The organism is Kordia aestuariivivens, assembly GCF_014397005.1.
Taxonomy (GTDB): domain Bacteria; phylum Bacteroidota; class Bacteroidia; order Flavobacteriales; family Flavobacteriaceae; genus Kordia; species Kordia aestuariivivens.
On record NZ_JACGWS010000001.1, the window covers coordinates 621,412 to 634,488 of the forward strand.

A 13,077-nucleotide genomic window follows, 5' to 3' on the forward strand; every position below is an offset into this window, starting at 1 on the left:
AAACTGAAAACTGAAAACTGAAAACTGAAAACTGAAAACTGAAAACTAGATCACATTCACTTCTGCTTCAATCGCTATGTTGAATTTTTCTAAAACAGTTTCTTGAATTTTTTTCGCTAAGGCGAGAATTTCCGCGCCAGTTGCATTGTCGTAATTCACCAAAACCAATGCCTGATTTTTATGCACGCCAGCATCTCCATATCGTTTCCCTTTGAAACCACATTGCTCAATGAGCCAACCTGCCGGAACTTTAATTTCGGTGTCTGAAATTACATAATGCGGTATCGTTGAGTGAGAAGCTTCAAGCGTATCAAAATCAGCTTTTGAAATCACAGGGTTTTTAAAGAAACTTCCACTATTTCCAATCTCTTTTGGGTTTGGTAATTTACGTTCGCGAATTGCAATGACCGCATCGCTTACATTTTTAATCGTAGGATTTGTGATGTTATTATGTGCCAATTCTTCCTGAATAGCACCATACGAAGTATTTAGTTTGTGATTTTTATGCGTTAACTTGAAAACAACAGAAGTGATGATGTATTTTCCTTTCGCTTCATTCTTGAAGATTGAATTTCGATAGCCAAAATTACAATCATCCAACATAAATACTTTTTGTTCTTGCGTTTCTATATCAATCGCAGTACAACGTACAAAAGTATCTTTCAATTCAACACCATACGCGCCAATATTCTGAATGGGCGAAGTGCCGACGTTTCCTGGAATCAACGATAAATTTTCAACACCACCAAAATCATTTTCTATACACCAAAGGACAAATTCATGCCAGTTTTCGCCAGCTTGAATTTCTACAACAACTTCGTTATTAGTAGTATAGACGACTCTTTTCCCTTTGTTGTTGATGTGCAATACAGGAAGCTCAATATCTTGTGTAAGCAACATATTACTTCCGCCACCAAGTACAAAATATTCTGAAAATTCAGTCAATTGTAAGGCAACTAGGAGTTCAGAAATATTGGTAATGGTGATGAATTTCTTTGCTTTCGCATCGATACCAAATGTATTGAACTCTTTTAAAGAGACGTTATGTTGTATTGAAATCACGATTAATTATGCGTTGTATTTTTTTAAGGCTTCTTTTAAAATTTTGATCGCTTTGACTAAACTTTCTTCATTTAGCACGTATGCAATTCTAATTTGGTTTAATCCTGTATTTGGCGAAGAATAGAATCCAGCTGCTGGCGCTACCATAATTGTTCCACCTTCATAATCAAAACTCTCTAAGAGCCATTTTGCAAAATCTTCTGCATTTTCCACAGGCAATTCTGCAATGCAATAAAAAGCGCCTTTCGGATTAGCCACGCGTACACCTTCAATTTCTTTTAATCCAGCAATTAATGTATCTCTTCTTTTTACATAATCGTCAATAACATCATCAAAATAACTTTGTGGCGTTTCTAAAGCGGCTTCACTAGCAATTTGAGCAAATGTAGGTGGCGATAAACGTGCTTGCGCAAATTTCATTGCAGTAGCCATTACTTCTTTGTTTTTCGAAACAATACAACCAATTCGTGCGCCACACATGCTGTAACGCTTTGAAACTGAATCAATCATTATTGCGTGATCGTCCAAATCCGGTTCTTGCATGATGGAATAATGGACCATTCCGTCATACGCGAATTCACGATATACCTCATCAGCAATTAAAAACAAGTCATGTTTCTTCACAATTGCTGCTAATTTTTTAATTTCTTCTTTTGTATATAAATATCCAGTTGGATTTCCAGGATTACAAATTAAGATTGCTTTTGTTTTTGGTGTAATTAATTTTTCAAATTCTTCAATTGGAGGCAATTTAAAATTATTTTCTATTTTAGAAATGACAGGCACAACTTTTACACCAGCTGCGACAGAAAACCCATTGTAGTTTGCATAAAAAGGTTCAGGTATAATCACTTCATCATCTACATCCATTGTACTTCCAAAAGCAAATGCTAATGCTTCACTTCCGCCAGTAGTGACAATAATATCTGAAGCATTTACATGAATATCATGCACTGCATAATAGTTTGCAATTTTTGTTCTGTATTCTTCAGAACCATCAGATTTTGTATATGCTAATACCTCTAAGTTGTGAACTTTTACAGCATCTAAAGCAGCTTGAGGTGTTTTAATATCTGGCTGACCAATATTTAAGTGATAAATAGTTTTCCCTTGTTTATACGCTTTTTCAGCGTAAGGAACCAATTTACGAATTGGTGATTGTGGCATTGCAATTCCTTTGTTGGAAATAGTTGGCATAATCTTGATTTTTAAGAATGACAAAATTGCAAAATATATTTTACATTATGTATAAAATCGTATACATTTTGAACAACGTTAAAAAGTTTAAAAAGTTCGGATATAAAAAGTAAATTTCGTATATTGGTATGTTACCAAATTTCCTCTCAACTCGTGTATACGGTTAAAAAACATATCGTCTTAGTCCTAATTTGCTTATGCGGAATCATGCAAGCGCAAAATCGGTTTAGAATTTTAAACGGAAAAGATAAAGCTACTGTCCCGTTTAAATTGATTAACAACCTCATTGTGATTCCTGTAGAAATTAACGGCGTAGAGATGTCTTTTCTATTAGATTCAGGAGTAAATAAGCCTATTTTATTCAGTTTAAATCCAGATGATTCGCTAACTATTGAGCAAAAAGAACGCGTGCAACTTCGCGGATTAGGATCGGGAAATACAATTACTGCGGTAAAAGCACGATCAAATTCTTTTAAGATTAAAAATGTTGAAAAGCTCAATTTAGAATTATTTATTATTCTAGATAAAGATATCAATGTGTCCACACGTTTGGGCATTCCTGTACATGGAATTATTGGGTATGATGCATTTAGGGATTTCATTGTAGAAATTAATTACAACACGGAAAAAATTAAATTCTATAATCCGGAAACTTATGAGTACGATTCTTGTAAAAAGTGTACCGATTTACCACTTACGTTCAGAAATAATAAACCGTATATAGATGTAAAAGTCGCAATTGAAGACGATGAAGAACCTGATATTCCTGTCAAATTATTGATAGACTCTGGTGGAAGTGATGCATTGTGGCTGTTTGAAGATGCTGAACAAAGAATTACAATACCCGATAAAAAGTTTGAAGATTTTTTGGGAAGAGGATTAAGCGGAAGTATTTATGGAACACGTGCACGTGTGAAAAAATTTAGTGTTGGAGGTTTCTCATTTGAAAATGCCAAAGTAGCATTTCCAGATTCTACAGCAATAACGTACGTAAAGAATTTCAAAGAACGAAACGGAAGTATTGGCGGCGAAATTTTAAAGCGTTTCAGGGTAGTTTTTGATTATACAAATAAAAGAATTCGACTCAGAAAGAGTAAATATTTTTCAACACCTTTCCGTTACAATATGAGCGGAATAGAACTACAACACAATGGAATGCGCGTGATACGAGAAGTCAAAAAGCGCAACAATTCCATACATACAAATTATGGTCGCGGAGGAAATAGCACGAATTTAGGAGAAGTTAGTGTTGTATTTGAACACTATAATAAATTTAGTTTGGTAAAAGCGTATGAAATTGCAGAAGTCCGAAAAAATTCACCAGCTGCACTCGCGGGTCTTAAAGAAGGCGATATTATAGTTTCTATCAATGGACGTACAGTTGATACGTATTCGTTAAGTAAAGTTACAGGAATTTTACAAGGAAAAGAAGATAAGAAAATGAGGGTCAAAGTAATACGTGGCCCTGTCGAATTAAAGTTTGAATTTAGATTGAAAGAAGTGTTGTAGTATTCAGTTGGCAGTTTTCGGTTGACAGTTTTCAGTCTCGGTTGATAGTTTTTAGGCAATAATTTTTTAAGTTATATCCAACAATTCAACAAGTTTAATAAAAATCAAGCATAAAAAAAGCGCCTTATCGTTTGATAAAGCGCTTTTCTATTTATTTTAATGTCGTTTACTTACGACTCAGTTTCTGATTTATCTTTCATCATAATACTTTTTTCTTTGCTTGGGTCAACAATTTTTCCTTTAATTTTGATCGCTTTCGTTGGCTCGTCTGCATTAGAATATACCGTAATGGTCTTTCTAATTGGACCTACTCTTTTGGTGTCATACTTCACTTCAATCACGCCAGTTTTTCCTGGTAAAATTGGAGCATCTGGTTTTTTTGGAATTGTACAACCACAGCTAGAATATACTCTTGTGATGATTAACGGAGCATCTCCTGTATTTGTAAATTCAAAAACACGGACACCATCAGCACCTTTTTCAATAGTACCGTAGTCAATTACTTCACTCTTAAACTTGATTTTTGCAGTCTTATCCTGTGCTTGAACAGCAAAGGCAAATAAACCAACAAACAATATTACAGCTATTCTTTTCATTATTTCTATTTTTTGTATTAGTGTAAAATTACTTACTTATTTGTAATCTCACAAATTTGTTTCATAAAATACAAAGTAATCAGTATCATATACACATATTTAACAATTAAATGCAAAAGTGATAAAACACTTTTTAAATAGTATAGATATAAGTACTTTTGCCAATTATATTACAAAAACAATACCAAAAATGAGTATTCAAACAAAGTATGATCCAAGTAAGATCGAAGACAAGTGGTACCAGTATTGGATGGAAAACAATTATTTTCATTCAGAACCAGACGAACGTGAAGCGTATACAATAGTAATTCCGCCACCAAACGTCACAGGAGTCTTACACATGGGACACATGCTAAATAATACCATTCAAGATGTATTGATTAGAAGAGCGCGACTCAAAGGATTCAACGCTTGTTGGGTTCCTGGAACTGATCATGCTTCCATTGCAACGGAAGCGAAAGTTGTAGATAAACTGAAAAAAGAAGGAATTCAGAAGTCAGATTTGACACGTGAAGAGTTTTTAGGACACGCTTGGGAATGGACACACAAACACGGTGGAATCATTTTAGAGCAACTAAAAAAACTAGGAGCTTCTTGCGATTGGGAACGAACTAAGTTCACGATGGATGACGATATGTCAGCATCTGTACTCAAAACATTTGTTGATTTATATAACAAAGGAATGATTTATCGTGGATATCGCATGGTGAATTGGGATCCTGAAGCAAAAACGACGTTATCTGACGAAGAGGTAATTTACGAAGAAAAACAAGGAAATTTATATTATCTGGCGTATGCCATTGAAGGAAGTGACGAAAAAGTAACGATTGCTACTACGCGTCCAGAAACTATTTTGGGAGATACTGCAATATGTATCAACCCAAATGATGAACGGTATGCACATTTAAAAGGAAAGAAAGCAATTGTTCCTTTGGTAAACCGCGTAATTCCTATTATTGAAGATGAATACGTTGATATTGAATTTGGGACAGGTTGTTTAAAAGTAACGCCTGCGCACGATGAAAACGATAAAGCTTTAGGCGAAAAGCACAACTTGGAAGTAATTGATATTTTCAATGATGATGCTTCTTTGAATAGTTTTGGATTGCATTACGAAGGAAAAGATCGTTTTGTAGTGCGAAAAGAAATTTCAAAAGAGCTGGAAGAAAAAGGATTCTTAATCAAAACGGAACAACATATTAATAAGGTTGGAACGTCCGAAAGAACCAAAGCTGTGATTGAACCTAGACTTTCTGATCAATGGTTTTTGAAAATGGAAGATTTGGTAAAGCCAGCGATAAAAGCGGTATTAGAAGATGGTGATGTTAAGTTATTTCCGAAAAAGTTTGAAAACACCTATCGTCATTGGATGGAAAACATTCGCGATTGGAATATTTCACGTCAACTTTGGTGGGGACAACAAATTCCTGCATACTTTTTTGGCGATGGAAAAGAAGATTTCGTTGTAGCAGAAACGCCTGAAAAAGCGTTAGATCTCGCGAAAGCGAAAACAGGAAATGACAGTTTAACAATTGCCGATTTAAAACAAGATGAAGATGCGCTCGATACGTGGTTTTCGTCATGGTTATGGCCAATCAGCGTTTTTGACGGAATCAATAATCCTGAAAATGAAGAAATTCAATATTACTATCCAACAAACGACTTGGTAACTGGACCAGATATTTTATTTTTCTGGGTTGCCCGAATGATTATTGCTGGATACGAATATCGTGATATGAAACCGTTTACCAATGTATATTTGACAGGTTTGGTACGTGATACGCAAGGTCGTAAAATGTCAAAATCGTTAGGGAATTCGCCTGATGCATTGAAGTTAATAGAAAATTACGGAGCCGATGGCGTTCGTGTTGGATTGTTGCTAAGTGCTGCGGCTGGAAACGATTTATTGTTTGATGAATCTTTGTGTGATCAAGGAAAGAAGTTTGCCAATAAAGTTTTCAATGCGTATAACTTAACGCAAATTTGGGAAGTTAGTGAAACCGTGGAACAACCAGAAGTTGCGAAGATTGCCATTGAGTGGTTTCAGTCTAAATTTCAAAAAGCGATTGCAGAAATAGAAGATCAATATAGCAAATACAGAATTTCAGATGCCTTAATGGTTTCTTATAAATTAGTTTGGGATGATTTCTGTTCATGGTTTTTAGAAATGGTAAAACCAACGTACGGTTCGCCAATTGACAAGAAAACTTACGATACCGTAATTTCATTGTTTGAAGATAACTTGAAAATTTTACATCCGTTTATGCCATTCCTTACGGAAGATATTTGGCAGCGTATGGCAAATCGTGCAAAGGAAGAAGCATTAGTTATTGCATCTTGGCCAAAAACGGCTCCTGTAAATGAAGAATTATTATCAAATTTTGAAATGATTCAAGATGTTGTATCTGGAATTCGTACGATTCGTAAAGAGAAAAATATTTTACAAAAAAATGCAATTTCTTTAACCGTGATGAATAACGAGAAATCAACTGCAGCTTTAGATTCGGTAATCGCGAAGCTTGGAAATGTTGAAAATATCAGTTATAGCGACGAAAAGCTAGAAGGTGCGTTGTCGTTTCGTGTAAAATCGAATGAATACTTTATTCCTATGGAAGGCGCGATTGATATTGATGCCGAGATTGAGAAACTAACGAAAGAGCTGGAATATACTGAAGGTTCACTGAAAATTGTTCAAAAGAAATTAGCAAACGAACGTTTTGTAAGTAATGCACCTGAACAAGTGATCGCGAATGAAAAGAAAAAAGAAGCAGACGCTGTTGCGAAAATTGCAACGTTGAATGCGAGTTTGGAGTCTTTGAAGTAATGTTTTAATGTTGCAATTTGAAAATGTATTAATTTGAAAATGCTTGGCTAGCTGAATTGTTCGCGTGGCTCACTTTTTTGTTAATTCGTTCATTTGATTGTTCGCGAAGCTCACTTCAATGTTTTGTGTGAAGCTTCTTAAAATATATAAAAAGTCATGTATAGAAGAAATTCTTTATGTGGCTTTTTCTTTTTATTGAAAAGGTTAAAAAATGTCACATCGAGCGCAGTCGAGATGCTTTTACATTTAAAACTACGAAGAAATACTTTTCCTTTCATAGAATCTCCAAATCCCAAAAATAACAATCAACATCAAAAAAGTCGCTAGGAGCGAACCTTCAAACCCGAAACTGCCGCCGTTTAATAAGTTATCTTCAAAGCGTGTTTGTTGAATGACAGCATAGAATTTTTGTCCGCTGACTTCAAAACCAAAGATTGGACCTTGAAAAAAGTTCCAACTAAAGTGCAGCGCAATCGGAAACCATAAGTTTTTGGTATAGATATACGTGATTCCAAGCAAGATTCCCGCTAGAAATAAGTTCAGCACAGGAATTGTTGCCATGTTCGGATTAAATGAATGTAACGCCGTAAAAATGATCGAGGAAACGACTAACGCAACATACTTATTAGAAGTTTCAACCAATTGCCCTAAAAGGTAGCCTCTGCATAGCGTTTCTTCCAAAACGGAAACAGAAGTAAAGAATAGTATAGAAAACAGTATTGATTTTATATGTATCCAATAGGAATTGAATGCAATTTCATTCAAACTAAGTAAAAGGAAAAAAGCAATCGCCATAATTATAGCTCCTAAAAAGAAACCAGAAACGAACTCTTTGAGTTTTCCTTTTGTATAAAAACCAATGGAAATGAACGGAATTTTATCGATATACTTGGTAAATAGCCAAATGCTACTGAGTGTTGCAACTAATTGAAATAAGTGATTAACCGTGCGAACAGGTAATTTGTAAATTGGTGATATTTTTTCAGAGAATTGTGGAAGTAAACTTTGACTAATAATTTCAAAAACGAGTAATAGTACAAACCATGTGACAAGAAATAAGCATAGTTTCAGCCAAATTGGGAAACTACTTTTACTTTTCAAAGTATGAATTTACCAATTCAGTATAGGCAACTTTTGCTTCTTCGGGAGAAATATCACGTGTTTGCAATAGCGCGTTCATTTTAAAAGCATTGATAATAGGTCTGCGACTGCTTGGCTTATCGTAGTTATTAGTGGCTTTTTTGTAATACGCGTACAATCGCAATAAAAAGTCAGCCGGAAAGGCTTCCGTACTGCTGTTTACGCGCTCAACAGCTTCATAAAATGCTATGTCTAACTCAGAATTTTCCATTACTTCATCGCGATAATATCCACGCCACCTTTTACAGTTTGGTTGAGTTTTACGTTGATTTTGGTGTCTAACGGTAAATATAAATCTACACGCGAACCAAATTTTATAAATCCAGCATCTTCACCTTGAATGACTTGCATGCCTTCTTCAGCATAATTTACGATTCTTTTTGCTAAAGCGCCAGCAACTTGTCGGTATAACACACTTCCATACGTTGGGTTTTCAACCACAACAGAAGTACGTTCGTTTTCTTCGGAAGATTTTGGATGCCACGCTACTAAAAATTTCCCTGGATGATATTTGCTGTATTTTACCAATCCGCCAATTCCATAACGTGTTACGTGTACATTGATTGGCGACATGAAAATAGATACTTGCAAACGTTGATCTTTAAAGTATTCTTTTTCAAATACTTCTTCAATCACCACTACTTTTCCATCGACAGGCGCAATCACATGTGCGTCATTTTTTGGTGTGACACGTTTGGGATTTCTAAAAAATTGTAGAATTAAGATTAAAAATACAACCGCAACTGCTTGCAATGCATACTTTATCCAATTGGTATCAACTTTATCAGCAGTTACTACAATGGCAGCAACAATGATAAATGTTACAATGATAATTTTATACCCTTCTTTATGAAACATAATGTAATATCTTTAAAAACAAATAAATAAATGGCGCAGAAAATATCATGCTATCCAATCGGTCAAAAATACCGCCATGTCCTGGCATTATTGATCCGCTATCTTTTACATTGGCTTGTCTTTTGAACTTTGACTGAATTAAATCGCCAATAGTTCCAATAGAACTTATAATAATTGCTAAGATAAGCCAACTACCAAAACTCAATGTTCCTGTAAATTTAGCTATAAAATAACTAGCAATGCAAGAAAAAAGTAAACCGCCCAAAAATCCTTCTACCGTTTTTTTAGGTGAAATACGTTCAAATAATTTTTGTCTTCCAAAGTTTTTCCCTGTGATATACGCAAAAGAATCATTTACCCAAACTAAGATAAAACTTCCTAGAATGATGTATGGCTTATAACTGTCGGTTGCATGTGGAATTAACAATAGAAATGCAAAACTACTACTGATGTAAAAGGTAGTGAGTAAGTATTTTTTAAATTGAAATAATGGAATTACTTTTTTGGTGAATAAGTCTCTGATTAAAAATAGCGAGACAAATATGGAAAATACCAATAGAATCATGGTTGCTTCCTCAATTTGAAAATCAGGTTGAAGCTGTTTCCAAAAAACAAAAATCCCAACCGTAATTAAGAATATAATGTATTGAATGAAGCCTTTGAGGTTGATAAGTTTACTAAATTCAAACAGGCACAACAATCCAAATATCGTGAACACAACTAAGATAGCTGTTTCAGAATAGAATACTGAAAAAATTAATAGTGATATAAAAATTAATCCAGTTAAAGATCGCGTTAAAAGTTCTTTCATTTTAGAGGTCTTCCAAGAGCAGCAAATATAAGTTTTTTGAGCTACTTCCATAAGATAAAAAGTCCTTTTCTTCCTGTACTTGAAAATGCTTAATGGTTGTAATATTGCTAGGAATGTTTGATTTGTATTTGTTCTTAATGCCGCGTAAACCTTCGCCAATAGCACCAACGAGTTGGCTTGTCGTTGCAAAAATCACAAAATTATCAGGTAAATCGTTGAGTTTTTTCTCTTTTATTTGGTTTGAATCAACTAAGATAGAACCATTATCGGCAATTAAATATTCACAAGTTGCTAGGTAGAAACTTGCGTTCATATTAATTTTTGAAAACTTCAAATCAAAATTGTCAAACCGTTCTTGTAGTTTTTCGTCAAAGCAAAGCACTTCTTTTCCTTCCCAACCATTTTCAATCAGAATACTTTCTAAACTATTATATACATCTGTAAAAGAATCACAGTATAAAAACTTACCACCGTTTTTACGAAAATTAATGGTGAAACGCTCATCAATAGGAAGTTCAATTTGTGGCATATATTTACCACGCTCATCTGCAAGATTCGCATCTTGATGAGGTTTGGATTTGGAGCCGAAAATCTTCTTAAAAAGACTCATGGAGTCAATTGTAGTTTAATATTAGGAAAAATTTATGTCAAAGATAAAAAATCTCGACTTATGCTAACGATAAATCGAGATTTTTTAAAGGTAAATGTATTGTAAAATGACAAACTATTCTTCTGAGTCGTCAGTAGCGTCAGATTTTACAAACGTTCTTGCTCCGAAAACTCCTTCTAAGTCGTCTTTGAAGATTACTTCTTTTTCTAAAAGTAATTCTGCAAGCGTTGTTAATTTGTCTTTATTTTGCTCTAAAATTTGAACTGCTCTTTGGTATTGACTTTCAATAAGCTTAGAAATCTCTTGATCAATAATCTTAGCAGTTTCCTCACTATATGGTTTATTGAATCCATTATCGTTTCCACTTGAATCATAATACGTCAAGTTTCCGATTTTATCATTCAAACCATAAACAGTTACCATCGCACGCGCTTGTTTGGTCACTTTTTCCAAGTCACTCAACGCACCCGTAGAAATTTTATTGAAAATTACTTTCTCAGCAGCACGTCCACCTAACGTTGCACACATTTCGTCCAACATTTGCTCTGTACGAACTAACATGCGTTCTTCTGGTAAATACCAAGCAGCTCCTAAGGATTGTCCTCTTGGTACAATCGTTACTTTTACTAATGGTGCTGCGTGTTCTACTAACCAGCTTACCGTAGCGTGTCCAGCTTCATGAAAAGCAACAGTTTTCTTTTCGCCTGGTGTAATGATTTTATTTTTCTTTTCCAATCCACCAACAATACGGTCAACAGCATCTAAGAAATCTTGCTTTTCAACAGCTTTCTTTCCTTTTCTTGCTGCGATCAATGCTGCCTCATTACAAACATTCGCAATATCTGCTCCAGAGAAACCTGGTGTTTGCTTTGATAAGAAATCAGTATCTAAATTTTCATCTTTTTTAAGTGGCTTTAAATGCACTTCAAAGATTTCCTTACGTTCGTTTAAATCTGGAAGATCTACATAAATCTGTCTATCAAAACGTCCAGCACGCATTAAGGCTTTATCTAAAATATCTGCACGGTTTGTCGCGCCCATTACAATTACGTTTGTATTGGTTCCAAAACCATCCATTTCAGTTAATAACTGGTTTAATGTATTTTCGCGTTCGTCGTTTGAACCTGTAAAGTTGTTCTTTCCACGTGCACGTCCAATGGCATCAATTTCATCAATAAAGATAATTGCAGGCGATTTTTCTTTTGCTTGTTTAAATAAGTCACGAACTCTAGAAGCTCCAACACCTACAAACATTTCTACGAAATCAGAACCTGAAAGCGAGAAGAAAGGTACTTTAGCTTCTCCTGCCACTGCTTTTGCAAGCAATGTTTTACCAGTTCCTGGAGGTCCTACTAATAAGGCTCCTTTTGGAATCTTTCCACCAAGTGATGTGTATTTTTCAGGATTCTTTAAGAAATCTACAATTTCTTGTACTTCTTCTTTTGCACCTTCTAAACCAGCAACATCTTTAAATGATGATTTAATATCTGTTTTTTCGTCAAATAACTTTGCTTTCGATTTCCCTATATTGAAAATCTGTCCGCCTCCGCCACCAGCGCCTCCGCCAGACATTCTGCGCATGATGAAAATCCAAACTCCAATGATGAGTATGAATGGTAAAATGCTGAATAAGAAGTTTGATATTGTATTATTTTGTTGCTTTGATTCTATTTCAAAATCCAGCCCTTTTTCTTCTTTTATCGTATTAAGATACGTTTCAAAATTTTCAAGATTCAAATATTTTATCGTAAAATCAGCTGTATCTCCCATAAGGAAGAGGCCACTTTTTTTATTGACCAAACCTTTGTAAACATCTTTTTCTGCCGCTCCATCTTTTAAATAAATTTCTGCGACGGTGTTGTTTGTTGTAACCTTAATAGTTTCAACATCATTATACGCTATCAATTCTTTAAACTTTGAATAAGAAACCTTATCCGTCGAATCTGAATCGTTAGAAAATATTAAGAAAAGGAGAAAAACTCCGATTAATCCATAAATCCAATATGCATTGAACTTTGGTTTTTTTGTAATGTTATTATTGTCTTTTGCCATTAAATCAAAATGTAGTTTTTAATAATTTGCTTGAATAGAAGTTACTTTGGCATCTCCCCAAAGTCCTTCTATATCATAAAACTCACGGATGTGTTTTTGAAATACATGAACAACTACATTCACATAGTCCATTAATACCCATTCAGCATTTTCTGCACCTTCTATGTGCCATGGTTTGTCTTTTAACTCTTTGCTAACCATTTTTTGAACAGAACCTACAATGGCATTTACTTGTGTGTTTGAAGTACCATTGCATATTATAAAGTAGTCACAAACTGTATTTTCTATTTCGCGTAAGTCTAAGATGGTGATATCATTTCCTTTTACCTCTTCTATCCCTTTTATGATGCCTGTGATCAATTGATCCATGCTAACCTTAGTTTTTGTCATTCAATTAATTATATTTTGTACAAAAGTA

12 protein-coding genes are annotated in these 13,077 nt (G+C 34.5%); 2 read left to right on the plus strand and 10 right to left on the minus strand.

What is annotated here, in order from left to right:
• Positions 1 to 45: 45 nt before the first annotated feature.
• Both murB and H2O64_RS02835 read right to left on the minus strand, forming a co-directional pair.
• Complete coding sequence (murB, locus tag H2O64_RS02830; protein WP_187560712.1) at positions 46 to 1,059, minus strand: UDP-N-acetylmuramate dehydrogenase; 1,014 nt, start codon at positions 1,057 to 1,059, stop codon at positions 46 to 48.
• A 9-nt stretch (positions 1,060 to 1,068) separates the two neighbouring features.
• Positions 1,069 to 2,259 (minus strand): pyridoxal phosphate-dependent aminotransferase, encoded by a 1,191-nt coding sequence (locus H2O64_RS02835; protein WP_187560616.1) that lies wholly within the window; start codon positions 2,257 to 2,259, stop codon positions 1,069 to 1,071.
• 207 nt (positions 2,260 to 2,466) lie between these two features.
• Here H2O64_RS02835 and H2O64_RS02840 point away from each other — a divergent pair, with 207 nt between their 5' ends.
• On the plus strand, positions 2,467 to 3,768 hold the full coding sequence (locus H2O64_RS02840) for an aspartyl protease family protein (RefSeq protein WP_187560617.1): 1,302 nt from the start codon (positions 2,467 to 2,469) through the stop codon (positions 3,766 to 3,768).
• Between the two features lie 170 nt (positions 3,769 to 3,938).
• Here H2O64_RS02840 and H2O64_RS02845 read toward each other — a convergent pair whose 3' ends face one another.
• Positions 3,939 to 4,364, minus strand: coding sequence for a DUF1573 domain-containing protein (locus H2O64_RS02845; protein WP_187560618.1), 426 nt, complete (start codon positions 4,362 to 4,364; stop codon positions 3,939 to 3,941).
• Positions 4,365 to 4,554: 190 nt separating this feature from the next.
• On the opposite strand from H2O64_RS02845, the gene H2O64_RS02850 reads away from it, so the two are divergent.
• Positions 4,555 to 7,188, plus strand: coding sequence for a valine--tRNA ligase (locus H2O64_RS02850; RefSeq protein WP_187560619.1), 2,634 nt, complete (start codon positions 4,555 to 4,557; stop codon positions 7,186 to 7,188).
• 252 nt (positions 7,189 to 7,440) lie between these two features.
• Here the strand turns inward: H2O64_RS02850 and H2O64_RS02855 are convergent, their stop codons facing one another.
• From H2O64_RS02855 to rsfS, 7 genes are all read right to left on the minus strand, one after another.
• Positions 7,441 to 8,289 (minus strand): CPBP family intramembrane glutamic endopeptidase, encoded by an 849-nt coding sequence (locus H2O64_RS02855; protein WP_187560620.1) that lies wholly within the window; start codon positions 8,287 to 8,289, stop codon positions 7,441 to 7,443.
• Positions 8,279 to 8,539, minus strand: a complete 261-nt coding sequence (locus H2O64_RS02860; RefSeq protein ID WP_187560621.1) for an acyl-CoA-binding protein — start codon at positions 8,537 to 8,539, stop codon at positions 8,279 to 8,281. Before H2O64_RS02860 ends, H2O64_RS02855 begins: the two co-directional genes overlap by 11 nt.
• Positions 8,539 to 9,186, minus strand: coding sequence for a phosphatidylserine decarboxylase family protein (locus H2O64_RS02865; protein WP_187560622.1), 648 nt, complete (start codon positions 9,184 to 9,186; stop codon positions 8,539 to 8,541). Before H2O64_RS02865 ends, H2O64_RS02860 begins: the two co-directional genes overlap by 1 nt.
• Complete coding sequence (locus tag H2O64_RS02870) at positions 9,176 to 9,997, minus strand: phosphatidate cytidylyltransferase (RefSeq protein WP_187560623.1); 822 nt, start codon at positions 9,995 to 9,997, stop codon at positions 9,176 to 9,178. Before H2O64_RS02870 ends, H2O64_RS02865 begins: the two co-directional genes overlap by 11 nt.
• Before the next feature lies 1 nt (position 9,998).
• Positions 9,999 to 10,607, minus strand: coding sequence for an LUD domain-containing protein (locus H2O64_RS02875; protein WP_187560624.1), 609 nt, complete (start codon positions 10,605 to 10,607; stop codon positions 9,999 to 10,001).
• Between the two features lie 114 nt (positions 10,608 to 10,721).
• Entirely contained in the window at positions 10,722 to 12,659 is a 1,938-nt protein-coding gene (ftsH, locus tag H2O64_RS02880) for an ATP-dependent zinc metalloprotease FtsH (RefSeq protein ID WP_187560625.1), read from the minus strand.
• A gap of 18 nt (positions 12,660 to 12,677) precedes the next feature.
• Positions 12,678 to 13,049 carry a ribosome silencing factor gene (gene rsfS, locus H2O64_RS02885; RefSeq protein ID WP_187560626.1) on the minus strand — a complete coding sequence of 124 codons (372 nt, stop codon included), beginning with the start codon at positions 13,047 to 13,049 and terminating at the stop codon, positions 12,678 to 12,680.
• Positions 13,050 to 13,077: the final 28 nt, after the last annotated feature.

What these genes read in the sequence shown, in the direction of transcription:
- H2O64_RS02835 (WP_187560616.1), bottom strand. Translation starts at nt 2,259, where the DNA reads ATGCCAACTATTTCCAACAAAGGAATTGCAATGCCACAATCACCAATT.
- H2O64_RS02840 (WP_187560617.1), top strand. Translation starts at nt 2,467, where the DNA reads ATGCAAGCGCAAAATCGGTTTAGAATTTTAAACGGAAAAGATAAAGCT.
- H2O64_RS02845 (WP_187560618.1), bottom strand. Translation starts at nt 4,364, where the DNA reads ATGAAAAGAATAGCTGTAATATTGTTTGTTGGTTTATTTGCCTTTGCT.
- H2O64_RS02850 (WP_187560619.1), top strand. Translation starts at nt 4,555, where the DNA reads ATGAGTATTCAAACAAAGTATGATCCAAGTAAGATCGAAGACAAGTGG.
- H2O64_RS02860 (WP_187560621.1), bottom strand. Translation starts at nt 8,539, where the DNA reads ATGGAAAATTCTGAGTTAGACATAGCATTTTATGAAGCTGTTGAGCGC.
- H2O64_RS02865 (WP_187560622.1), bottom strand. Translation starts at nt 9,186, where the DNA reads ATGTTTCATAAAGAAGGGTATAAAATTATCATTGTAACATTTATCATT.
- H2O64_RS02870 (WP_187560623.1), bottom strand. Translation starts at nt 9,997, where the DNA reads ATGAAAGAACTTTTAACGCGATCTTTAACTGGATTAATTTTTATATCA.
- H2O64_RS02875 (WP_187560624.1), bottom strand. Translation starts at nt 10,607, where the DNA reads ATGAGTCTTTTTAAGAAGATTTTCGGCTCCAAATCCAAACCTCATCAA.
- ftsH (WP_187560625.1), bottom strand. Translation starts at nt 12,659, where the DNA reads ATGGCAAAAGACAATAATAACATTACAAAAAAACCAAAGTTCAATGCA.
- rsfS (WP_187560626.1), bottom strand. Translation starts at nt 13,049, where the DNA reads ATGACAAAAACTAAGGTTAGCATGGATCAATTGATCACAGGCATCATA.